18 protein-coding genes and 1 pseudogene are annotated in these 20,896 nt (G+C 68.3%); 6 read left to right on the forward strand and 13 right to left on the reverse strand.

Annotated features, from left to right (window positions below; all coding sequences use genetic code 11):
• Window positions 1-19: 19 nt before the first annotated feature.
• The 4 genes from ACIA8E_RS28870 to ACIA8E_RS28885 all read right to left on the reverse strand — a co-directional run bounded on the left by ACIA8E_RS28870 (window position 20) and on the right by ACIA8E_RS28885 (window position 6,270).
• Window positions 20-760 carry an IPT/TIG domain-containing protein gene (locus tag ACIA8E_RS28870; protein ID WP_399302235.1) on the reverse strand — a complete coding sequence of 247 codons (741 nt, stop codon included), beginning with the start codon at window positions 758-760 and terminating at the stop codon, window positions 20-22.
• Window positions 761-2,027: 1,267 nt separating this feature from the next.
• Entirely contained in the window at window positions 2,028-3,263 is a 1,236-nt protein-coding gene (locus ACIA8E_RS28875) for an MFS transporter (protein ID WP_399302237.1), read from the reverse strand.
• A 734-nt stretch (window positions 3,264-3,997) separates the two neighbouring features.
• Entirely contained in the window at window positions 3,998-5,278 is a 1,281-nt protein-coding gene (locus ACIA8E_RS28880; protein ID WP_399302239.1) for a hypothetical protein, read from the reverse strand.
• A 611-nt stretch (window positions 5,279-5,889) separates the two neighbouring features.
• Entirely contained in the window at window positions 5,890-6,270 is a 381-nt protein-coding gene (locus ACIA8E_RS28885) for a hypothetical protein (RefSeq protein ID WP_399302240.1), read from the reverse strand.
• A 481-nt stretch (window positions 6,271-6,751) separates the two neighbouring features.
• On the opposite strand from ACIA8E_RS28885, the gene thpR reads away from it, so the two are divergent.
• Together thpR and ACIA8E_RS28895 are read left to right on the forward strand one after the other, a co-directional pair.
• Window positions 6,752-7,348 carry an RNA 2',3'-cyclic phosphodiesterase gene (gene thpR, locus ACIA8E_RS28890; protein ID WP_399302242.1) on the forward strand — a complete coding sequence of 199 codons (597 nt, stop codon included), beginning with the start codon at window positions 6,752-6,754 and terminating at the stop codon, window positions 7,346-7,348.
• Window positions 7,345-7,602: a hypothetical protein gene (locus ACIA8E_RS28895; RefSeq protein ID WP_399302244.1), complete on the forward strand. Its 258-nt coding sequence runs from the start codon at window positions 7,345-7,347 to the stop codon at window positions 7,600-7,602. Before thpR ends, ACIA8E_RS28895 begins: the two co-directional genes overlap by 4 nt.
• Here ACIA8E_RS28895 and ACIA8E_RS28900 read toward each other — a convergent pair.
• The 5 genes and pseudogenes from ACIA8E_RS28900 to ACIA8E_RS28920 all read right to left on the reverse strand — a co-directional run bounded on the left by ACIA8E_RS28900 (window position 7,560) and on the right by ACIA8E_RS28920 (window position 11,819).
• On the reverse strand, window positions 7,560-8,351 hold the full coding sequence (locus ACIA8E_RS28900) for an ABC transporter permease (RefSeq protein ID WP_399302246.1): 792 nt from the start codon (window positions 8,349-8,351) through the stop codon (window positions 7,560-7,562). The two genes, ACIA8E_RS28895 and ACIA8E_RS28900, sit on opposite strands and share 43 nt — an antisense overlap.
• The gene (locus ACIA8E_RS28905; RefSeq protein WP_399302248.1) at window positions 8,348-9,355 is read right to left on the reverse strand and encodes an ATP-binding cassette domain-containing protein; all 1,008 of its coding nucleotides are present in this window, start codon (window positions 9,353-9,355) and stop codon (window positions 8,348-8,350) included. Before ACIA8E_RS28905 ends, ACIA8E_RS28900 begins: the two co-directional genes overlap by 4 nt.
• A gap of 88 nt (window positions 9,356-9,443) precedes the next feature.
• The gene (locus tag ACIA8E_RS28910; RefSeq protein ID WP_399302250.1) at window positions 9,444-10,286 is read right to left on the reverse strand and encodes a DUF4097 family beta strand repeat-containing protein; all 843 of its coding nucleotides are present in this window, start codon (window positions 10,284-10,286) and stop codon (window positions 9,444-9,446) included.
• A gap of 81 nt (window positions 10,287-10,367) precedes the next feature.
• Complete coding sequence (locus ACIA8E_RS28915) at window positions 10,368-10,886, reverse strand: hypothetical protein (protein ID WP_399302252.1); 519 nt, start codon at window positions 10,884-10,886, stop codon at window positions 10,368-10,370.
• A 441-nt stretch (window positions 10,887-11,327) separates the two neighbouring features.
• Window positions 11,328-11,819, reverse strand: a pseudogene (locus ACIA8E_RS28920) (FBP domain-containing protein).
• Between the two features lie 71 nt (window positions 11,820-11,890).
• On the opposite strand from ACIA8E_RS28920, the gene ACIA8E_RS28925 reads away from it, so the two are divergent.
• Both ACIA8E_RS28925 and ACIA8E_RS28930 read left to right on the forward strand, forming a co-directional pair.
• Window positions 11,891-12,460 (forward strand): TetR/AcrR family transcriptional regulator, encoded by a 570-nt coding sequence (locus ACIA8E_RS28925; RefSeq protein ID WP_399302254.1) that lies wholly within the window; start codon window positions 11,891-11,893, stop codon window positions 12,458-12,460.
• A 94-nt stretch (window positions 12,461-12,554) separates the two neighbouring features.
• Window positions 12,555-13,733, forward strand: a complete 1,179-nt coding sequence (locus ACIA8E_RS28930) for a GDSL-type esterase/lipase family protein (RefSeq protein ID WP_399302256.1) — start codon at window positions 12,555-12,557, stop codon at window positions 13,731-13,733.
• Between the two features lie 338 nt (window positions 13,734-14,071).
• On the opposite strand, the gene ACIA8E_RS28935 is transcribed toward ACIA8E_RS28930, so the two are convergent.
• The 4 genes from ACIA8E_RS28935 to ACIA8E_RS28950 form a co-directional block, all read right to left on the reverse strand.
• A complete protein-coding gene (locus ACIA8E_RS28935; protein ID WP_030932662.1) occupies window positions 14,072-14,275 on the reverse strand; it encodes a cold-shock protein in 204 nt (67 codons plus the stop codon).
• Window positions 14,276-14,760: 485 nt separating this feature from the next.
• Complete coding sequence (locus tag ACIA8E_RS28940) at window positions 14,761-15,288, reverse strand: SixA phosphatase family protein (protein ID WP_399302258.1); 528 nt, start codon at window positions 15,286-15,288, stop codon at window positions 14,761-14,763.
• Entirely contained in the window at window positions 15,285-16,091 is an 807-nt protein-coding gene (locus ACIA8E_RS28945) for a hypothetical protein (RefSeq protein WP_399302260.1), read from the reverse strand. Before ACIA8E_RS28945 ends, ACIA8E_RS28940 begins: the two co-directional genes overlap by 4 nt.
• 302 nt (window positions 16,092-16,393) lie before the next feature.
• A complete protein-coding gene (locus ACIA8E_RS28950; RefSeq protein ID WP_399302262.1) occupies window positions 16,394-16,666 on the reverse strand; it encodes a hypothetical protein in 273 nt (90 codons plus the stop codon).
• Window positions 16,667-17,518: 852 nt separating this feature from the next.
• On the opposite strand from ACIA8E_RS28950, the gene ACIA8E_RS28955 reads away from it, so the two are divergent.
• Together ACIA8E_RS28955 and ACIA8E_RS28960 are read left to right on the forward strand one after the other, a co-directional pair.
• Window positions 17,519-19,018, forward strand: a complete 1,500-nt coding sequence (locus tag ACIA8E_RS28955) for a cytochrome P450 (RefSeq protein ID WP_399302264.1) — start codon at window positions 17,519-17,521, stop codon at window positions 19,016-19,018.
• A gap of 750 nt (window positions 19,019-19,768) precedes the next feature.
• Entirely contained in the window at window positions 19,769-20,800 is a 1,032-nt protein-coding gene (locus ACIA8E_RS28960; protein WP_399302266.1) for a 7-epi-alpha-eudesmol synthase, read from the forward strand.
• Window positions 20,801-20,896: the final 96 nt, after the last annotated feature.

The raw sequence follows: 20,896 nt of genomic DNA on the forward strand, positions 1-20,896 counted from the left end.
GCCGGGAAGCGAGCGCCCGTCAGATACCGGCGCCCGCCACATACGTGAAACCTGCGGCCGCGGTGGCGCTTCCGCCGGTTGTGCTGACGACGACGTCGACCGCGCCGGCGTTGCCGGGCGGTGTGACCGCTGACACCGTGGTGCTGTTGATCACCGAGAACGGCGCGGTCACGCCGTCGAAGGTGACCGACTCGGTGGTGGACAGGTCGGTTCCGGTGACCGTGACCGCGGTGCCGCCGGAAGTCGAACCTGACGTCGGTGTCAGCGAGGTGATCGTGGGTGGATCCACGTAGGTGTAGGAGAACCCGTTGTTCGCACCGCCCGCCGTGGTGACGCTCACGCCGACCGAGCCGCTGGCGCCGGCAGGAACGGTGACGCTCAGCAGGCTGTCGGAGGTGACGGTCGGGGTTGCGTTGTTACCTCCGAAGGCGACGGACGTTGCGGTTGCGAGACCGGTGCCGCCGATGGTGACGGTGTTACCGCCGGCCGAGGGCCCTGAAGCAGCACTCAGCGCGGCCTTGAACGGCGCGCCGATGTAATAGAAGTTGAGCGGATTGCTCGCACCTGCGGCCGTGGTCACCGTGACGGGGACCGCACCGCTGCCCGAGGGGGAGGTCACGGTCGCGGAAGTCGGGGTGTTGGCGGTGATTGTGGCCAGCTTGCTTCCGAACCTCACGGCAGTAGCACCAGCGAGGTTGGTCCCGGTGATGGTGACGGTTGTACCACCGCCGGTGGTTCCCTGATTCGGAGAGATGGGCATGGTGACCTCCTAGAAGGCAAACCGATGGTTGGGGCGAAGGGTTGCTCTGCCCGGTGAGCCATGTGCCATTGCTCGTCAGCAACGCGTGCACCGCACTGGAATTGGCGGTAGACAGGTGAAACCGGATGCTCCCTGCATAAACTCGAATTCCGTGGAGTCGACGGCTGTCGACCGGATTCGAATGCGTGCCCCTGAACGCGAGGCGTCAAGGAGTAGGTTGGGGAGGGGGGAATGACACCGCCGTCGGCGGGGCCTGGCCGTTCGAACGTGCCGCGCCGCCGCCGGCCCAGTCGCGGGAATGGGCCAACCATGCGGCTCAGCTGCATCTATTGACCCATATGCGCCGGCCTGGGCACAACCCCCTCATGACGCGACCATAAGAATTGCCGATTTCCACCTCGCTCTCGTTCGCTAATCTCGAACGAATCTGCAAAGTCGAGGAGTGCGGAGAGAGGCTCTCGCGATTTCGGTGCGGCAGAGAACCGTTTTTCCGTCCCTTGCCCGTTGGCTCGGATGCGGAACCGGCCTTCGCCCGGAGCTCCACCGAGATTCTCCAAGTGAGCCCCATATAAAGCGAGTTATGCATGGCGTAGACGGACCGTCCGGTCGGCCGGTCACTTCGGACACGGGAATGGACGTCTTCCGTACGGAAGACACACCATGCGGGGTGACCAATCGATTTCCGGCCGCCGCGAACGTGCATGATTTGTCGCGTGCGCGCGAGGTGGGCGGGTTCGGCCGCCGGACGCACGGCGTTGTCTGCTTCGGCGCCGGCCCTTGCCCGTCAGCACGCGCACAGTTTCGCCGGCCAGCAGCCATGACACCGGCCCGAGGACGAAGGCATCTGGAGCCACCGCGAGGGGCACTCCAGCCGCGAACCAGAACGCAGACCGATTGCGCCTCACCCACACGGCGATGTGACTCCAGCTCACCAACCTGTCCTCCGGTTGCCCCAACCGTGCTGCGCCGCATGGTCACACACGGGCGACCATGAGCACTGGGCGTGAAACCGACTGCGGCTGGTCGTTGAACCGCCCGGACAGCGAAGTGCACCGAGACCCCAAGCTCATGGCGCGGGTCGCGACGTTTCGAATCACGCCGACTGCTGTGCGAGCCTTCCTCGCCAAGCGGGTGCCGCATGGTCTGCCATCCACGGCGGGGGCCCAGGAGGTGCTGGAGGCCCAGGTGGTCATCGTGCCGTCGCCTTCGTCGTGGCAGTCAGGAGGGCGCCCGTGTCCAGCGTGGTGATCTCATCACGCGGCCGCCCTTACGGCCTGGTCGGCTCTTGGCGGGCGAGTTGCTGCTTCGGCCCGTACCACCGCGCGCGGATGCCGGCCGCGGCCAGTACTGCCATCGCGGCGGCGGCCGTTGTGGCGGCAGCGAAGCCGCCGGGTGCACCGGATGCGTCAACTGCCCAGCCTGAGATTGCCGCTGCACCGGCCGCGCCCGCCGCACTGGCGGAGTTCAGCCAGGTGAACGCCTGGGTCAGGACGGCCCGATGGACGGTTGATTCGGCCAGCACCGAGAAGAGCACCAACATGGGAGGGACTGCCGCGCCGGTCAACACAATCACGAACCCGAGTTCGAGTGGTGAGCCAGCCGTGAACAGCAGCAGGCTGCCAAGAGCCAGCCCGGCCGTGGCCGCCGCCAGTTGCACCCGCGGCTCCGCGCGCCACCGGCGCAGCCCGTACAGCCAGCCGGCCAGCAGGCCGCTGCAACTCGACACAGCGAACAGCGGAGCGGCTGCGTCGGGCGCGCCGTGGTCCACCGCGAAGGCTGTCACCGATACCTGCATGGCGCCGAAGTACACGCCGATAGCCAGATTATGGCCCACCAGCACCGCAAATCCGGGCCGCAGCAGTGAGCCGCGTGCTCGAGTGCGTTCGGCGAAGGCGGATACCGGTGGCGGTGCGGTACGGTGCTGCGCGGCGAAGGCCAGTCCGCCAGCCACTACCAGCACAGCGGCCAGTACCGTGCCGAGCGCCGGATGTCCGCCCGCCCCGATAGTGCTGACCAGGGCTGGGCCGGCCAGGTAACCCAGCGCGTTGCTGAGCGACTCGAGCGCGAACGCGGTGGGCAGCCCCGCGGCCCGGTCGCCGCGCAGCAGCGCAGACCAGCGGGCCGCGGACAGTGCGCTGAGCTGCGGGATGGTCGCTCCGACCAGCACCCCGCCCGCTGTCATCAGCCAGCTCGGGCTGCCGCCCGCGACCAGAGTCAGCAGCGCGGCTACCGACGCGGCGTGGGCGAGTAGCACGGGTGGCAGCACCCGGGACTGGCCGAAGCGATCGATCAGCCGGGCGAGTTGCGGCCCGGCCAGAGCCTCGGCGACGGCGAAGCCGCCGGTCACCAGACCAGCATCGGCATAGGAGTCGGTCTGTCCGTGCACCAGCCAGACGATGCCGAGGCTGGTCATCGCGATGCCGACGCGGCCGACGGCGGCGGTCAGAAAGAAGGCTGCGGCGCCGGGAGTGCGCAGCAGGGTGCGGTAGGTCGCCGACGACACGGCGGGTCCCTTTCGCTGCCCGGCGGGGTGGACCACACGGGGTCGTCGGTGTCCGGAATTCACCGACCCGTGGTCGTCACCTGGAACCGTCCAGTGTTGGCGTGGAGCGGGGACACGCACCCCACGCCGACTCCGTCACCGGGCAGAAGTCTCACGAATGGTCTCGACTGGTCTCAGCCGTTCGAATGCGGTGACTGTAGGCGCCCCAAGTCGGCCTGTCCAGACGAATCTGCGCATGTCCTCAGGAACAGCCTTGGCAGCCGGACCCGAACGATCTGCCCTTCACCACCCATCTGATCAACCCGCACGGTGACCGGCACCTGGAATCCGACGACGAAGACAGCCGCTTCCACCGGGGGTACACGGAGCCGGCGCCCACTTGCTTGAACGTCATCATGCAACCCGGCCCAGCGCCTAAAAGGTACTGGGCAACGGCTTGTTTCAAGGGCTCCCGCCCAGCGGGAGGAAAACGTCGACATCACGGGCCGGCCTCCCGCACTTCCCATCCTGCCCCGAACCGGCAGAGCTCCGGTGCTGCAAGAGGCCGGCGCCCTGCACGGGGAATGATCCTGACTTCTTCCTGGCCTTGTCATTTGGTTGATCAACGTGTCTCTCGGCGGAAGAACACGATCAGGCAGACCCCGCCTTGTTGCCCGGCAAACGACGCACCCCCACCGAGAAGCGACCTCGGTGGGGTCTGAAGCCAGGCCGAAGGCCGGGCGCCCTGGGAGAAGTCAAGTGGCGGAGATCAGGTCGCGCGCTGCGGCCCGCACCGCGTTGTAGGCCTGCTCCAGCATCTCCGGAGAGGTCGTCACCCTGGGCAGGTCGTCGGGGGTGTGGAACTCGCGGAAGTTCCCTGCCAGGGACAGCAGCGGGGCCGAGGGCCCCAGGGCCGTGTTCCACACCGCGCCTTCACCGGGGAACTTGGCCGCCTGGTTGAACCTCGCGGAGGCGAGGTCGGCGGCGAGCCCCGGAACCGCGTCGAAACCCGGATTGCTTGCCGCGCCCCGGGGCACCAGTGCAAAGCGCCCGTCAGGTCCGGCGGCGGCTGCCGCAAGCGCGGAGCCCAGGTGGAACACCGCGCGTGGCTCAAGATCGAACTCGTCGGCCAGGTAGGCCCGGACACCGTAGTTGTTCAGCTCGTGCCCCGTGTTGCCGAGGAAGAACACCGGGTGTTCGCGTGAAAGCTCGACGGCCAGCGCCAACGCCAGCGCGATGCCGGTCCCGCGCTCGGCTGCGCAGGTGAACCATCCGCTCAGGGGGGTGGTGACGACGATGGGGTCGGATATCGGCTTCCGGGTGCCGAACCAACCCGTCAGGCAGTACGAACGTGCGGGAACAGTCCGCGCCGTGAAGTCGACGTCGGCGCCGTACTGCTGGATGCGGTCCGCGACGCGTCCAGGGACGAGCAGCGTCGGGACGCCGGACTTCTCGACATCGGGGTCGCTGTTGTAGCCCACCAGCCCGTCGTACGACGGGTAGCCACTGGCGGTCGTACTGGTCGTGGGCAGCAGTGCCACAGCTGCTCCGGCCCGGGCGGCCTCGGCCACCGCGGCGAGCACCGCCGGGTCGCTTCCGTCCTTACTGGTCGTCACAGGCCTCACGAACTCCGCGCGACCCTTCGCCCGGCCGACACCTTCGTAGTACAGCGGAACGGTCGGCACGCGAACCTTCCCGACCCGGACCTCTGCCTTCCACTGGTAGTGCGGGTAGTCATAGCCCCACCGGCCGGTGACCGCACCCCGATCCCGCAACTCGCGCTCGAGCCACGTGAGCGCAGCCGACTCCTCCCGAGTCCCGGTCCGGTGGATCGGCCACCGGCTGTAGCCCTCGACGATCGAGTAGAGCGACGCGCCGACGCGGCTCCCGTCCCGCGATGCGACGCGCGTAGGGTGAGCGGCGTCGGCACGAGCCGGGGCAGCACCGAAGGCTGTGATACCGGCGACCGCGGCTCCGGCAGCGAGCACTGTACGGCGAGTCGGACGCCCGGGAAGATTCGAACTGTTCGAGGTCATTCACTGCTCCGTCAGGGTTCTTGATCGGCCGCACGTCGTAGGCCGCACGGAGAAAGACCAGTGGGAAGCCCAGCTCAGCGGCTTCTTGATCTTTCATGCCCGGCGCCCCGACGGCAACGCCACAGCCGGAGATTTCACACGTTGGCAATCGTTGGGATTCGGCCGGTGGTCAACCCGAGCGTGCAGGTGGGCCAGGAGTCGCTCTCCGCGGCGTCGCCAGTTGCTGACCATGTCCCATGTCTGATGCGGGCGAAGCCCCAACTCTCAGGTCAGGGTGGTCTCGACGGGATCGTGGGAGTGAGACGGGTAGCAGCACCTGCGTCCGACGCGCGAGGTCGTACCTGGGCTTTCGGCTGACACAGCGAGCGTTCGCGCCTGGGGGCGCCTCCCAACTGCCAGGAGTGGGGAAGCGTCGCGGCAGGGCGGACGTCGGCGGGGCGGCCAAGTACTCCGCGGGCGATACTCATTGACCGTTCATCAGCCTGTGGGAACGGAGGGGGCGGTGTCCCCGTGCTCCGTATCCACTCGGGGAGCCATGCCTCCGACAGAGGGTCCCGTGACAGCGATTCCCGATGTCGTCTGTCAAGGCATTCCGCTCAGGTGCGTGGGGTTCAGACGGCCTGTGTCCCGCACGTCTCGATCGTTGTAGCGACCGACCGGCGTTGCAGCCCGGCGGCAATGAAGTCCATCTCGACCAGCGTGCCGACCAAGCCTGTCTCTTTGAGCGTGCTGGCCGTCGCACGCGCCTGGCGCAGGGACAAGTGGAGCACCTCGCGCAGGGCTCGCAGGATGGGGACGAGATTCGATTCGTTGTCCGCAAGGTGAAGGCGCGCGGGCCCGTGCTCCGCGAGCAGGGCATTCCGGATCACCTCGGGAGTCTCTCCGCCGGTGTCCTGCTCGCACCAGCCGTCGATGCAGGTCTCACAAGCTCCTTCGGAGCCCCACCACAACTGCCCGCAGTCGATGTATTGGCCACTGTCGGCTATCAGCATGCCGCCGCAACTTTCGCACCGCGCCGTAACTTTCACTCCTTGAGTGATCACCGGACTCCTCGCCATGGACGTCGATCAAGGGATCCTTCTGCAAGCCGGCCAGGTAGTCGACCGTCTTTTCGCTGGCTAAGGGCTGTCCCGTCATCCCTGGCGGGCGCACGACGACAGCTACGGCATCTCGCTGCGTTGTCGGAACGCCCGAATACGCCCAGTGCTTGGCAGCCGAGTCGTCGTGTGACGTCGGGCGGCCAATCGGTGTCGGCCATAGTCGGCAGAAAGTTGAAAGCCGCATCCGACGCCCCTGGGGGCCAACCCTACGAAGGGCTCGCCCGGTCCCGTGGCAGAACCCAGGCCTTGGTCTGTGTTTTCAGCGGCGCGGCCTGTCGCCGCCCGCCAGAAGTGGCTTCCCGGCATCGCGAGCGCCTCTCCTGCGGTACCCGGCCGTCGCATTCCACTACCCGGGTACGGTACGAAGTCCCGTGTGAACGATCAGACTCAGCCCGCGACCGTTCGTGTGTTCATCGCCCTCGCCCCGCCCGACCACGCGAAAGAAGAACTAGCCCGGGAGCTGCGCCCCGCCTATGACACACACCCTCGCATGCGGTGGAACCGCATCGAAGACTGGCACATCACCCTGGCGTTCCTCGGGGAGCTACCGGCCCAGACAGTTCCGCTCCTACGACCGCCTCTCGCCAACCTCGCAGCGGACCACCAACCACTCTGCTTGGCACTACGCGGCAGCGGAACCTTCGACGACCGGGTGCTGTGGAGCGGAATCGACGGAGACCTCGATGAGCTGCACATGCTCGCCACCGATGTGCGTACCGCCGTCAAGGACTGCGGGGTCGCCTTCGAGGATCGGCCCCTGCGCCCCCATCTGACGTTGGCCCGCGCCCGCCGAGGAGATCGATCCTCGGCAGGAGAAATCGCCGAAGGGTTCGCCGAATTCACCGGACGCCGATGGCCTGCCGAACGTCTGCACCTGGTCGGCAGCAACGTCGGCCGTAGCCGCGGACCGATCCACTACCGCGACATCGAGGCTTGGTCCCTCGGCAGGGGGAACTCCACTGGATCTTGAACGAACCAAAAACGGCGACCTGGGGAAACATGATCATCTCGGGGGCTTCCTCAGAACTCGCGCATCAGGCGCTGGGTGATCACAGCACCGTGGCGGCGCGAGCCCGGCAGGCGGCGGAGAACGCGGACGGGGTGGCGTACGCCGACGTGGTGTCGGAGTACGCCACCCTTGGAGTGGGACGAACTGCGGCCCGCAAGCGGTCCTTCTCCCGCTACTTCGGGTCGCGGTCGTACAGCGACTTGGACCAGAAGTAGCCGAGCACGGCCAGCCCCAGGCACCAGACGACGGCCAGCCACCCGTTGTAGCCGATCTCGCTGCCGAGCAGCAGTCCGCGCAGGGTCTCGATGGCCGGGGTGAACGGCTGGTACTCGGCGATCGGCTGGAACCAGCCCGGCATCGCGTCGACCGGCACGAAGGCGCTGGAGAGGAGTGGCAGGACCATCAGCGGCATCGCGTTGTTGCTGGCCGCCTCGGCGTTCGGGCTGGACAGGCCCATCCCGACCGCGATCCAGGTGAGCGCCAGGGCGACGAGCGTCAACAGCCCCAACGCCAAGATCCACTCCAAGGCAGTGGCATCCGTGGACCTGAACCCGATGGCCACCGCAACGGCCCCGACGAGGACCACGCTCATCACGCACTGCAGCACGCTGCCGATGACGTGCCCGATGAGCACCGACCCGCGGTGGATCGCCAACGTGCGGAAGCGGGCGATGATGCCCTCGGTCATGTCGTTGGAGACGGACACCGCGCTGCCGATCGTGGTGCCGCCGATGGTCAGCAGCAGGATGCCCGGGACGATGTAGGCGAGGTACTCGGACCGGTCCGCCCCGCCGTCCCCGATGCCGGCGCTCATCACGTCGCCGAAGATGTAGACGAACAGCAACAGCAGCATGACCGGGGTGAGCAGCAGGTTCAGGGTGAGGGACGGGTAGCGGCGCGCGTGCAGCAGATTCCGCCGCAGCATCGTCGACGAGTCGCGCACGGCGAGGGAGAGGGAGCTCATCGGACAGCCTCCTTGGGCTGGTTGGGCAGGCTGGACTGACCGGGCTGTGGGTCGGTGCCGCCGGTCAGGGCGAAGAACACGTCGTCGAGGTCGGGGGTGTGCACGGTCAGCTCGTCCGCCTCGATGCCGGCGGAGTCCAGCTGGTCGAGGATGGAGCGCAGTTCGCGCTGGCTGCCGTCGCTGGGGATCTGCAGCGCGAGCGCTTCGTCGTCGCGAGTGACCTCGCGCAGCACGGAATCCGCGGACTGGTACGCGGTCGGGTCGGAGAAGCGCAGCCGTACGTGACCGCCGGGGACGATCCGCTTCAGCTCGTCGGCGCTCCCCTCGGCGGCGATCCTGCCGTCGTTCAGGACCGCGATACGGTCGGCGAGCTCGTCGGCCTCGTCCAGGTACTGGGTGGTCAGGAAGACCGTGACACCACCGGAGACCAGCTCACGGATGATCTGCCACATGTTGTGGCGGGAGCGGGGGTCGAGGCCGGTGGTGGGCTCGTCGAGGAAGATGATCCGCGGGTTGCCGACCAGGGTCATGGCGATGTCGAGGCGGCGCTTCATGCCGCCGGAGTAGGTGGAGGCGGGCTTCTTCGCGGCCTCCACCAGGTCGAAGCGCTCCAACAGCTCGGCGGTGACGCGCCGCCCCTCGCCCTTGGACAGGTGGTGCAGGTCCGCCATCAGGAGCATGTTCTCCTCGCCGGTGATCAGCCCGTCGACGGCCGAGAACTGCCCCGTCACGCCGATCGCGACCCGCACCCCGTCCGGTGACGTGGCGACGTCGTGGCCGGCGGCCTGGGCCTGCCCGCCGTCGGCGGTGATGAGCGTGGAAAGGATCTTCACGACGGTGGTCTTGCCGGCGCCGTTCGGACCGAGCAGCGCGAACACGGACCCCGCCGGGATACGCAGATCGATGCCGTCGAGCACGGTCTTGTCACCGTACGACTTGCGCAGACCGACGGTGGAGACAGCGGCCGGCGACGGGTGACCGTCACCCTTCCTGGATGTGGGCATGACAGAAGAAGGCATGGAACCCTCCCGTTGAAGGCTGAAGCAGCAAGGGAAATAGGCGAGTTGAGGGTGGTGCGGGGTACGGAGGCGCTCAGGCCTTGGCGCGGCGGACGTCGATGTTGCCGTGCCGGGTGCGGGCACGGACCTTGACGGTCTCCTCGGCCTTCTCCGGGGCCTGCGACGCGGTGAGCGTATTGCGCACCTGGCCGGAGCCCGAGCTGACGTCGAGCCAGGCGGCCGTGCCCTCGCGGACGCCGACCTCGATGGCGCCGTAGGAGGTCTCCAACTGGACGGTGCCGCGGGCCACGTCGCCCACGCGCAGGGTGCCGTGGGCGGTGGTGGCGGTGACCGAGTCCTCGGCGCGCCGGATCTCGATGTCACCGTTGGCGCCGCTCACCCGCAGCTCGCCGGTCGCGGCGCCGACGGTCGTGGTGCCGTGCGAGTTCTTCAGGACGGCGGGGCCGTCGATGAGGCCGACGCGCAGGCTGCCGGAGCTGGTGGTGATCTCAGCCTTGCCCTCGGCCCGGTCCACGGTGATCGAGCCGTGCGACGCGGTCAGCTGCAGCGGGCCGGTCGTGTCGAGGCGGACGTCGCCCGACGAGGACTTCACGCGGACCTCGCCGAGCCGGCCCTCGCCGAGCACCTGGACCCAGGCGCCGGTCATGTCGATGCGCGAACCCGTGGGCAGTTCGACCGTCACGTCGACGGTTCCGGTGCGGCCGAACAGATTGGACTTGGGCGTCCTGATGGTCAGTACACCGCTCGCGCACGTGACCACGGTCTGGTCGACCACCCGCACGTCCTGATCCCGCTTCGGGTCGCGGGGCCGCACCTCGACGACGGTGTCGAGGCGGTCGCCCGCCGTGAACTGGATGGAACCGGCCTCCACGTGCGCGGTGACCGAGATCGGTTCGGGAGTGTCGAAAGAAGGCATGGCTGTCCCGTCCTCTTGGGTCTTTGGGACGTCCCCGCTGGTGGGACGTGGTGTGGGTGAAGCGGTGCGGGCGGGGCGCGGCTAGCGCACCCAGCCCGTGAAGCTCTGTCCGACGGTCTGCGTCTTCTCCGTCGTACGCGGCCGGGTGCCGCCGTCGACCGCCGCCGACACGGTGCGCACCAGCCACGCGTTGACCGACAGGCCTTCGCCACTCGCGGCCTCCTCGGCGCGGACCTTGAGATGGGCCGGCAGACGCAGATTGACGCGAGCGGTGCCGCCCTCGTCGCCGTCGGCCGGAGCCGGGGTCTTGAGCGGTTCGACGGGCGCGGCCGGCTCCGCCGGAACGCCACCGTCGGTGGGCGGCAGTGTCACCACGAAGTCGGGTTCGAGCCCGCGCAGCCGTACGTCGACCGAGCCGGGGGCGAGTTCACGGGTGATCTCGTCCATCGCGGCGGAGAGCACATTGAGCATGGTCAGCCGGGTCGCCGACTCCAGGGGAGCAGTGAGCCTCTCCGCCAGCTCGCGGGCTTCGTCACCGCCGGCTTCGGCGGCCACCGCAAGTTGGCGGCGGAGGGTGTCGACATACGGAGTGAGGTCCATGACGCCATCATGGCACCATAATGGCTCCACACACAAGTCGTGCGGCAACATCTCCGGGTCGGTGACTGACGAAATCACCCTGACCTGCGAAGACATCATGGCGTCTACCAAAGTGATTATGGCGTCGTGCGCGCCCACGCGCCTTGGGGATCGCGGAATGGCGCCTCGCGGCACCGGATGGCACCAGATGGCGCCAAGCCGTGCCACCCGAGGCCATGCGATACCGCAAGAAGGTGACCTGCCCCGCCCCACGGTCCACCGCCGAGCCGGCCCCCACCCGCCCCGCCCTGCGCCACCCCATCGCGCGCCGCACGTCGGCCGTAACGGCCAACACAGTCATCACGCCGAATCCCGCCGGCGAGCGGTGTCATTGTGTGGTCACGTCCGCAGCGCGATGGCTCGTGGCGCACGGGCCTGGCGTGATGGGCGGGGCTGGATGGTTCATGCGGTGACCTTGGCGATGAACCTGGCGAGGTTCACGACGGTCCGCTGGATCTTCTCATCCAGGGTGAGCGACTCGTGGAGCCGTGCACCGACGCCCGCGTCCTTCTAGCCCCGCACGTACAGCGGGCAGGCGAGGTCGCTGCATATGTAGGCGCCCACGGAGTTGCCCTGCTGCCCGGCCCTGCCCGCCCTCGCGGCGACCATCAGCGAGACGCCCCCGGTATGGGTGGTCACGCACATCGAGCACATGCTGCGCCGCATCTGCCCGGAGGCGGCACCGGGGCAGCGCAGGGCGAGCGCCGCCGTGCGGCCGTCCAGCTCGGTGGCGAGGTAGGCGCGATCGGGGGCCTGGGGGTCACGCCACCCGAAGAAGTCCAGGTCACCCCAGGGCCGCTCGGCCAGGTCGCGAGGGACGGACAGGCGCTTCGCCTCGCCCTTGGTGCAGTTCACGAACGCGGCACGGATCTCTTGCTCAGTCAGTGGCTTCATGAGCGGGATGCTAATTTGCCTATAGGTGATAGGTAAAAGCATAATGGCTGTCGTTGAAAGTGAGGAAGGTTATGGTTCGAGCAGGGCTGACCACGGAACGTCTGACCCGGGCGGGGGCGGAACTGGCCGACGAGGTCGGCTTCGACCAGGTGACCGTCTCGGCACTCGCCCGGCGGTTCGACGTCAAGGTCGCGAGTCTGTACTCGCACCTGAAGAACTCCCAGGACCTCAAGACCAGGATCGCCCTGTTCGCGCTGGAGGAACTCGCCGACCGGGTCGCCGCCGCCGTGGCCGGGCGGGCCGGCAGGGACGCCCTGGCCGGCTTCGCGGATGCCTACCGCGACTACGCCCGGGAACACCCCGGCCGCTACGCCGCCGCCCGGCTCAGGCTCGACCCCGAGACGGCGGCCGCCAGCGCCGGCGTTCGGCACGCACAGATGACGCGAGCGATCCTGCGCGGCTACGACCTGACGGAGCCGGACCAGACGCACGCGGTCCGGATGCTGGGCAGCGTCTTCCACGGCTACGTCAGCCTGGAGATGGCCGGAGGCTTCAGCCACACCGCCGTCGACTCGCAGGAATCCTGGGCCTGGATCTTGGATTCCCTCGACGCTCTGCTGCGGAACCCGACCACACCTTGACCGGCAGAGGGCCGCACCGCCGGAGGCGGTCCGCCGCGCCGCGCACCGATTCATTCGAACAATCCTAAAAAATCTTGATCAACAGGCTGGGACGATGAACACTGAGCACGACTGGATCACCACACCTGTCACCGCGGACATGCTTCGCGGTTTCCTCGACGTGGAACCGACCGCGCACGGCCTGCTGCCGCATCGCCTGCCCGCTCGGGCTCGTCGGCAGATCCCTGACAGCCAACTGGCCGTAGCCGAGGCCCAGCCCTCCGGCGTGCGGTTGGCCTTCCGCACCCGGGCCACCACCATCGAACTGGACACACTGCCCACCAAGCGGGTCTACCGAGGTTTCCCGGCCCCGGCGGACGGCGTATACGACCTGCTGGTCGACGGCCGACTCGCCGCCCAGGCCACGGTGACCGGCGGGAACGTGCGCACGATCACCGACATGGTCACCCAGTCCGCCGAACTGCGTGAGGGGCCTCCCGGCACCGCTCGGTTCACCGATCTGCCGGCGCGTGACAAGGACGTCGAGATCTGGCTTCCGCACACGGAGACCACCGAGCTGATCGCCCTGCGCACCGATGCCCCGGTCGAGTCGGCACCGGACAACGGGCGCAGGGTGTGGCTGCACCACGGCAGTTCCATCAGCCACGGCTCGAACGCCGCCCACCCGACCGCCATCTGGCCGGCCCTGGCTGCAACCCAGGGCGCAGTGGAGCTGGTCAACCTAGGGTTCGGCGGCAGCGCGCTGCTCGACCCGTTCACCGCCCGTGCGATGCGGGACACCCCCGCGGACCTGATCAGCCTCAAGACCGGCATCAATCTCGTCAACACCGACGCAATGCGCCTGCGCGCCTTCACCCCCGCAGTCCACGGCTTCCTCGACACCATCCGCGAGGGACATCCGACCACGCCGCTGCTGGTCGTGTCCCCCATCCTGTGCCCGGTCCAGGAGGACACCCCCGGCCCCCTCGCGCCCGACTTCGACGGCGCGACCCTGCGGTTCAAAGCCACGGGCGATCCCTCCGAACGCGCCGCCGGACGCCTGACACTCAACACCATCCGCGACGAACTCGCCCGGATCGTCGAACAGCGGGTGGCCGACGACCCGAACCTGCACTACCTCGATGGCCGTGACCTCTACGGCGAGAAGGACTACGCCGAACTGCCACTGCCCGACGAGGTCCACCCTGACCCCTCAGGACACCGCCGCATCGGCGAGAACTTCGCCCGGCTCGCGTTCGGCGTTGGCGGCCCCTTCGCCGCCAAGACCGGCTGATCAAATCGCGGTCACGCAGACCGCGAGGTTACAGCGCGAAGCCCAGCAGCTTCGCCGGGGAAATGAAGGCCAGCCGCTCCACCGCACCCTCCCCGCAGACGCGATACCGGACGCGGTCCGCTCGGCCGGCAGCAGTCCGGCGGTTTCGTAGAAACGCAGCGTCGTGGCCGGGAGAAGCATCGGCGCAGCTTCCCTCCTTCGCTCGTCGGGCGCGGTGACCGGCGTCGCTGACATCGGTGACGGTGGGAGCGTGGCCCCCGCGGTCCGCCCCGTGGGGGCGGGATGCACACGGCTCCCGGAGCCTGTGCTCCGGGAGCCGTGTGATGCTCAGTCGTCCGTCAGGCGACCGTGATGTTCTCCGCCTGCGGGCCCTTCTGGCCCTGGGTGACGTCGAAGGTCACGGCCTGGCCTTCCTGGAGCTCACGGAAGCCGTTTGCGTTGATGTTGGAGTAGTGCGCGAAGACGTCCGGTCCGCCGCCGTCCTGGGAGATGAAGCCGAAACCCTTTTCGGAGTTGAACCACTTGACGGTTCCGCTGGCCATGCTCGTGCCTCTCAGTCGATATCGGATCCGCACCGCGCGAACCCGGAGGTGATCGTCCTGGTCCCGCACTGCACAGCAGAACGCCCACGCCAGGGCGCGGGCAGGAACTGCGAACCACGACATCTGACAACGACGTTACACGGCGAAACCAGCGCCCACCAGAGAGCAACGACCATGATCCAGGCCAGGTCGCCTGTGCCGGACAGCAGCGCCGACGCGCGCACCGGCGGCGTCCCGGCCAAGCCAGCCGCCGTCCCCCGCACCCCACACCCACACCACCGGCCGGCCATCCGCCGCCGTCCCACCCGTCGCAGCCCTCACCCTCGCGAAGCCGTCCAGCCCCGCCCTTGATCTCCTCACCACGTTCACGACGCTCGAGCAGCCCCTGAAAAGCGGGGTCCGCTCGCCGTCATTCGAGTGACCAGCGGCCCGTGCAGACGGTCAAGGCGAGCCCCATACGCACCGCTGGGGTCGGCGCCGCCCCGTCATGGCTTCGCGCCGCGAGGCACGACCATCTCGGTCAGCCGGGCAGCACCCGGCTCCAGGTCCGACCATGGGCCGGGCAGGCACAGCACGGCGATCGCGGACGTCGGGAACTTCGCCCGCGTCTGCTCCAGGGCGCAGCCATCCGCCTCACCGGCGAGCATCAGGACCAGGTCCTGCACGCCGGGGTTGTGCCCGACCAGCACCAGCGTCCGTACACGCGCCGGGATGTCCCGTACGACACCGAGCAACTCCCCGGCGCTCGCCCGGTAGAGGCGTGCGTCGTGGGTCACCGGCGTGGTGGCGTCGAGCTCGTCCGAGACGAGGTCCCATGTCTGACAGGTACGGCCGGCGGTGGAGCACACGACGAAGTCGGGAACGCATCCGGCCTCGCGCAGCCAGCGGCCGGCCGCCGGGGCGTCACGACGGCCGCGCGCGGCGAGAGGCCGCTCGTGGTCGGCCACGTCCTCAGGCCAGGCGGATTTGGCGTGCCGCAGCACGACCAGGCGCCGAGAGTCGCCCGAGGTCATGGTGTCTCCGGGTGCTGGTGGCCGACCTCGCGCGCGAGGTCCAGCCCGAGGACGCGGTCGAGATGTGCGAACGTCTCGAACTTGGCACCGGCCGGCACATCCGCGTCCCTTTCCACGCTGCGCAACATGTCCAGGACGGCGGGGAAGCCGAGATCGTCGGCGAGCGCGGCATGAGCCTGTCGCAGCAGGTCGGCAGGGATCGGCCTGGATGGCTCCTGCGCCCAGTCGGCCACCAGTTGCCGCCAGTGCCCGAGTGTCCGCCGGGCCTGGGCGAGTGCGGCACCGGTGACCATGACGGGCGTGCGGTAGGCATGGCCGAGCAACAGCATCCTGACAGCCAGCGGATCGGTTCCCTCTGGGGCGACTGCGTCCGGGGAGCCTGGGCCGCCCTCGTCCGGGGTTGCTGTGCCGACCTGGCCCACGTCGATCCGTACCCCGCCGACGCCGGCCTGCTGGTCGGCACCGTGCGCGAGCACGTGCACGTCGGCAGCAGCGCTCGGTGTCTGATTCGGATCGTGACCACGGACGGTGGCGGGCGGGTGGATGCCGAGTACGGCCATGACCCGGTCGAGCGCCCGAACCTGCTCCTGCGGCAGGTCCGGCGCGGAGAGCACCGTGAGCGCCTGAAGGCCGTGCAGCTCAGCGGTACGCGCCAGTACATCGCCGAGCAGCAGCACACGCAGGTGCACCACACCGATCCCGTTGTCGATGACCGGCAGATGGACGCAGATGCGCAGGAGGTGGTGGTGCGCGGAGGGAATCTCCACGAGGCGGCCGGTGCGGGCGTCGGCGATACACAGCATGCTGCGGAGGCTAGTCGTGGAGACCTCCGGTACGCAGGAAGCAGGCAGATGAAACCCCGGGCCATGGAACCCCGGGTTCGGTCGGTGCGGCGTCATCGCAGGCGTTTGCGGCCGAGCCTGTGGCGTTCGACGTCGGCAGGGGCACGAGCCAGCCGGGGCCGAAGAGCCAGCCTCCTGCCACGCTCGGCCATGGCAGTGACGCTGGACGGCCACGGCGGTGTCAAGGCCATGACCCGAGGATGGCGAACGGTCAGGATTCAGTGGCACAGGACACCAGCATGGGGGACGGGGCCAGAGAACGCCTAGAACGGCGGGCAGCCCTCGCCCGCGATCGGCACGATCGTAAACTCACTGTCGTGAGCATGACCGGCCGGCTCCTGGCGGACTCGACGCTCCTGGCCGTTTGGCATACACAGCCGGAGCTCGTCACTGTCGAGCAGGTCAAAAATCCGGTTCGTCGGGACACCGCGCAGACTGCCGCGCCAAGCATCAGGCCCAGCCATCAGCTCGGCCTGAACAGGGATCTGCAACTGCCCAGCGACCAACAACGCATCGCCTTGATACCGACTCGCCATATGTCCCACAGTCCCGCCACCACCACACCAGGGCAACCGCACGCCCAGGGCTCAGCCCCCGCTCGCTCACACGGCGAGTTTGTGGATCGACCAGCGGCTGAAGCGCTGGCCGAGCTTGCGCGGGCGAGTGCTCATGCTTTGCGGAGCCGTCATCGGGAGGCGGAGGCGCTTGCACCGCCGCATGACCAGGCACAAGGAGATTCACCGTCCCGACGCGGCGCGACACCTGTGACGGTGTCCGGTCCGAACCCGGCCTGATTACCCTGCTGGGCCGGACGGTCTCCCCCGCCGGCCCGTTCGGCCTGCAGTCGGCGCGGTCACCGGTGGCGGCAGCGGGGGCAGGGCAGCATGGACCGTCGATTCCGCCTGGGTGCCTTCGCACGTCGACCGGGCGGACCGTTTCGAGCGGGGTCTTCGTGACCGGACGGCTGATGACGGCGTACCCGACGTCGGCCGAGCCCGTGATCCATCCCCTGCTGTGCAGCGGGCCACAGCGCTTCGAGACGCTCAGCGGCAGGCCTCGCTCCTTCCACGCGGTCCCGACTACCAGCGTCGGGCGCCCGGCGGACCCGAGCCTGTGCCTGGGCCGCGGCGGCTACTGGATGCGGTGGCACACGCAGCCTCCGCGCGGCCCTGTCGCGGGCCGCTGACGGAAGCATGGGAGAAGGGCCGTCCGCCCGTTCCACGGCCGGAAAGCACAGGGCCATGGCACGCCCCGAGATGAGTTCCGTCAGTCCCCCGTGAGTGACCCGTGCATGTAGCGCAAAGGTCTCCATCGGACGGCATTCCATGATCGCGACGTGGGAATGGTCCGGCCGTTGCCGATGCCCCCCACAAGGAGTGATCCGCCCCATGAGCGCCCCCGCCTCGTCGACGAACGCACCCGCCTCGTCGACAACCTCCACGCCAACCGCACCCGGCGCCCTCCCGCTGATCGGGCATGCTCTCCAGCTCGCCCGCCGGCCGCTGCCGTTCATGACCTCACTTCGCGAGCACGGCAGCGTCGTCCGCATACGTATCGGGCCCACACCCGCGTTTGTCGTCACCGACCCTGCTCTGACCCGCAAGGTCCTGGTGACCGACTCCGCACATTTCGTGAAGGGCGGCAAGATCATTGACGCGCTGCGCACGTTCTTCGGTGACGGGCTCGCCACGGTCGCGGACGGCGACACTCATCTACGCAACCGGCGCCTGATACAACCCATGTTCAACAAGTCCCACATCGCCGATCGCGGCGCCGCCATGATCGACCAAGTGCAGGGCCTGATCAGTGCTTGGCCTGCGGTTGTGCCGCGCGACGTGTACGCGGACATGAACGAGGTCGCCCTCTCCGCGTTCCTGGTCGCCCTGTTCGGCGCGGACCTCCCCGAGCATCTGGAGGGCGAGTTCGTCACCCTCATGCCCGAGATCATGAAGGGGGCGATCCGTCAGACGATCCTCCCGCCCTGGACAACTCGCCTCCCGCTGCCCGCCAACCGTGCGCACGCGGACCGTGTGGCACGGCTACGCACCCTCATCGACCAGGCGATCGATCACCACGCCGACCGGTCCCCGGGCCTGGCGCCCGCAGCCGACGAGGTGTCAGCCGGCGCAGAACGGTGCCCGCATGCCGAAGCCCGGACCAAGGACCAAGGCGGACTCTTCAAAACACTTCTGACCGCCGAGGACCCTCTCACGCGGCAGCAACTCCAGGATGAGGCAATCACTTTGCTGACGGGGGCGATCGAGACCACCGGCACCACCCTGGCCTGGACACTGTATGAGATCACTCAGCACGACGAGGTACAGAGGCGCCTGCGCGAGGAACTCACCGCTGTCTGCGGTGACCGCCCTCTCCGCTACGACGACATCGCTCAACTCCACTACGCCCGCCAGGTGCTGCAGGAAGCCATCCGCAAGTACGGGCCGGCCTGGATGGTGACCCGAACCGCAGCTCGTGACATCGACCTCGGCGGTCACCGCATTCCCGAAGGGGCAGACGTCGTGTGGAGCCCCTACCTCCACCAGCACGACGCCCGCTACTTTCCTGACCCCGACACGTTCGACCCGGACCGCTGGACAGCCGAGCGCGCACCCGCCGGCCGTGGTTCGTTCCTCGCCTTCGGCGACGGACGCCGCAAGTGCATCGGCGAGAACTTCGCCTGGGCCGAACTCCAGATCATCCTGGCGAGCATCCTCCGGGCCTGGCCTCGCTTCACGCTCACCTCCCACCCCCCTCGCGTGCAGGCCGTCGTCACCGTCAAGCCAGACACCCTGACAATGGCGTACTTCCCGCAAGCAACATCGATGTCGCAGGCAGGCGCCGAAGAGGCCCCTCTGTTGCAGCCTTCGAAGTCCCGGCACAAGGAATAGGCGATGAGCATGCTGGGGCACGAGCTATCCAGTTCAGCTCTCCCACCTCGCTACGGACCGTGATCCAGCCCCACCGGAGAAACACGCACGCGAGAATCGGAGCGCCGGGGGCAAGAGGCGGGTGGTGTCGACCAGCTGCCCGCCTCTACCGACCGCAAGTTGAGAGCATCCAAGCGCTCCGGAGGGTCGCCTCGCCGTCCCTGTCCATAGGCTGCCACCGGTGCACGGCCGGATGCCGACCGCACTGCTCGTGGTGCGGGCGATGTCCAACACGCCGTTGCGGAGGCGATCGAAGACGGCGCAGCCCCGCCCGGTCTGAAGGCCTCGATTCCCTCCGAAGATCAGGGATGGGATCCCTTCGACGGGGCACTGGGCATGGCGGTATTGCCTGCTTTCTGGGGGGCGCACGGCTGTTGCGGAGTTCGGGGCGTTCACACCGACAGTTCGACGGTGGTCCGGCAGATGCCGCCGGCGAGCGCGTCCACGAGGTATCCCGGGCTGACGGCACCGGTCCCGGCGGCCTTGCTTCAGCTGCGGCGGGGTGTGCTGAGTTGCGTCCCGCGCGAAGTCACACCTGCATCACGCGTTACGGAGATCACGGCATAGATCGTTTAGGCTCTGGGCAGTCTCGAAGCGTACTTGAGCCATCAACTTCCGGCTCAAAAGGTGCAGTTCGAGTCAGTGGGCGTCAATTCAGATCGCCCTTTCGCAGGGGCGGGGGCCTGTGAATCGTCTCAAGAGAGGACGGCAATGCCGCAGGACGTCACATTCGACCTCCCCTTCAAGACTCCCGTGAGCGAGCATCTCCAGTACGCCCGGGAGCGCCACTTGCGCTGGGTGTGGGAGATGGGCCTGGTGCGCAGCCAGGCCGGGTTCGAGGAGTATCAGTCCTGGGATCTGCCCCAGGCAGCGGCGCGAACCTACCCCTACGCCTCGGCCGACGACATGGTTGTACTGATGAACTGGTTCTCTCTGGCGTTCCTGTTCGATGATCAGTTCGACTCCGGGAGTCCGGACCGTGCGGACCGAATCGCCGAGGTCGCACGGGAGTTGATCGCCACCCCGCTGCGCCCCGCCGGGACCGCCCCTCGCGTGGTGTGCCCGATCACGGTGGCCTGGGCCGAGGTCTGGGCCCATCTCTCGGATGGCATGTCCCTGACGTGGCGGACGCGATTTGCTGCCTCCTGGGGGCGGTTCCTCGTCGCGCACACAGAGGAGGTGGACCTGGCGGCCCGGGGCCTTGCAGGAACACTTGGCCTGGAGGACTACGCGGAGTTCCGCCGGCGGACGGTGGGCATCCACCACAGCATCGACGCGGGCGAGCGCAGCCGTGGCTTCGAGGTGCCGCCACAGGTGCAGGCGCACGAACTGATGGTCAGGATGCGGGATCTGGCCGCGGACACCATCGGGTTCATGAATGACATCCACTCCTTCGAGCGCGAGAAGCGCCGAGGGGATGGCCACAACCTCATAGCCGTGCTCCACCGGGAGCGCAGCTGCAGCTGGGAGGACGCCGCCGCGGAGGCGTACCGGATGACCACCGACTGCCTCGAGGAGTACCTCGAACTTGAGGCACGCGTGCCGAAGATGTGCGAGGAGCTTGGTCTCGACACCGATCAGCGGGTCCAGGTGTGGATGGGGGTGGAAGCCATCCAGCACTGGATCAACGGCAACTACGAGTGGGCGTTGACCTCGGGCCGGTATGCCGCGGCGAAGGAGGGCCCGGCCGCCACCGCCGAGTTGGCGGGCAAGGGTTCGCTGGACGATCTGCTCGCGGTGTGACGTAAGGCTCTGCCCGGCCGGATACGTCCGGCCGGGCAGAGGTGGATCACATACCGGTGGTACGGAGGTGGATCACATACCGGTGGTCTGTGCTGG

This window comes from Streptomyces sp. NPDC051664 (genome assembly GCF_044453545.1).
Taxonomy (GTDB): domain Bacteria; phylum Actinomycetota; class Actinomycetes; order Streptomycetales; family Streptomycetaceae; genus Streptomyces.

Coding starts and splice junctions, on each gene's coding strand:
- ACIA8E_RS28870 (WP_399302235.1), bottom strand. CDS start 760: ATGCCCATCTCTCCGAATCAGGGAACCACCGGCGGTGGTACAACCGTC.
- ACIA8E_RS28880 (WP_399302239.1), bottom strand. CDS start 5,278: ATGACCTCGAACAGTTCGAATCTTCCCGGGCGTCCGACTCGCCGTACA.
- ACIA8E_RS28885 (WP_399302240.1), bottom strand. CDS start 6,270: ATGCTGATAGCCGACAGTGGCCAATACATCGACTGCGGGCAGTTGTGG.
- ACIA8E_RS28900 (WP_399302246.1), bottom strand. CDS start 8,351: ATGAGCTCCCTCTCCCTCGCCGTGCGCGACTCGTCGACGATGCTGCGG.
- ACIA8E_RS28905 (WP_399302248.1), bottom strand. CDS start 9,355: ATGCCCACATCCAGGAAGGGTGACGGTCACCCGTCGCCGGCCGCTGTC.
- ACIA8E_RS28910 (WP_399302250.1), bottom strand. CDS start 10,286: ATGCCTTCTTTCGACACTCCCGAACCGATCTCGGTCACCGCGCACGTG.
- ACIA8E_RS28915 (WP_399302252.1), bottom strand. CDS start 10,886: ATGGACCTCACTCCGTATGTCGACACCCTCCGCCGCCAACTTGCGGTG.
- ACIA8E_RS28925 (WP_399302254.1), top strand. CDS start 11,891: ATGGTTCGAGCAGGGCTGACCACGGAACGTCTGACCCGGGCGGGGGCG.
- ACIA8E_RS28930 (WP_399302256.1), top strand. CDS start 12,555: ATGAACACTGAGCACGACTGGATCACCACACCTGTCACCGCGGACATG.
- ACIA8E_RS28935 (WP_030932662.1), bottom strand. CDS start 14,275: ATGGCCAGCGGAACCGTCAAGTGGTTCAACTCCGAAAAGGGTTTCGGC.
- ACIA8E_RS28940 (WP_399302258.1), bottom strand. CDS start 15,288: ATGACCTCGGGCGACTCTCGGCGCCTGGTCGTGCTGCGGCACGCCAAA.
- ACIA8E_RS28945 (WP_399302260.1), bottom strand. CDS start 16,091: ATGCTGTGTATCGCCGACGCCCGCACCGGCCGCCTCGTGGAGATTCCC.
- ACIA8E_RS28950 (WP_399302262.1), bottom strand. CDS start 16,666: ATGGCGAGTCGGTATCAAGGCGATGCGTTGTTGGTCGCTGGGCAGTTG.
- ACIA8E_RS28955 (WP_399302264.1), top strand. CDS start 17,519: ATGAGCGCCCCCGCCTCGTCGACGAACGCACCCGCCTCGTCGACAACC.
- ACIA8E_RS28960 (WP_399302266.1), top strand. CDS start 19,769: ATGCCGCAGGACGTCACATTCGACCTCCCCTTCAAGACTCCCGTGAGC.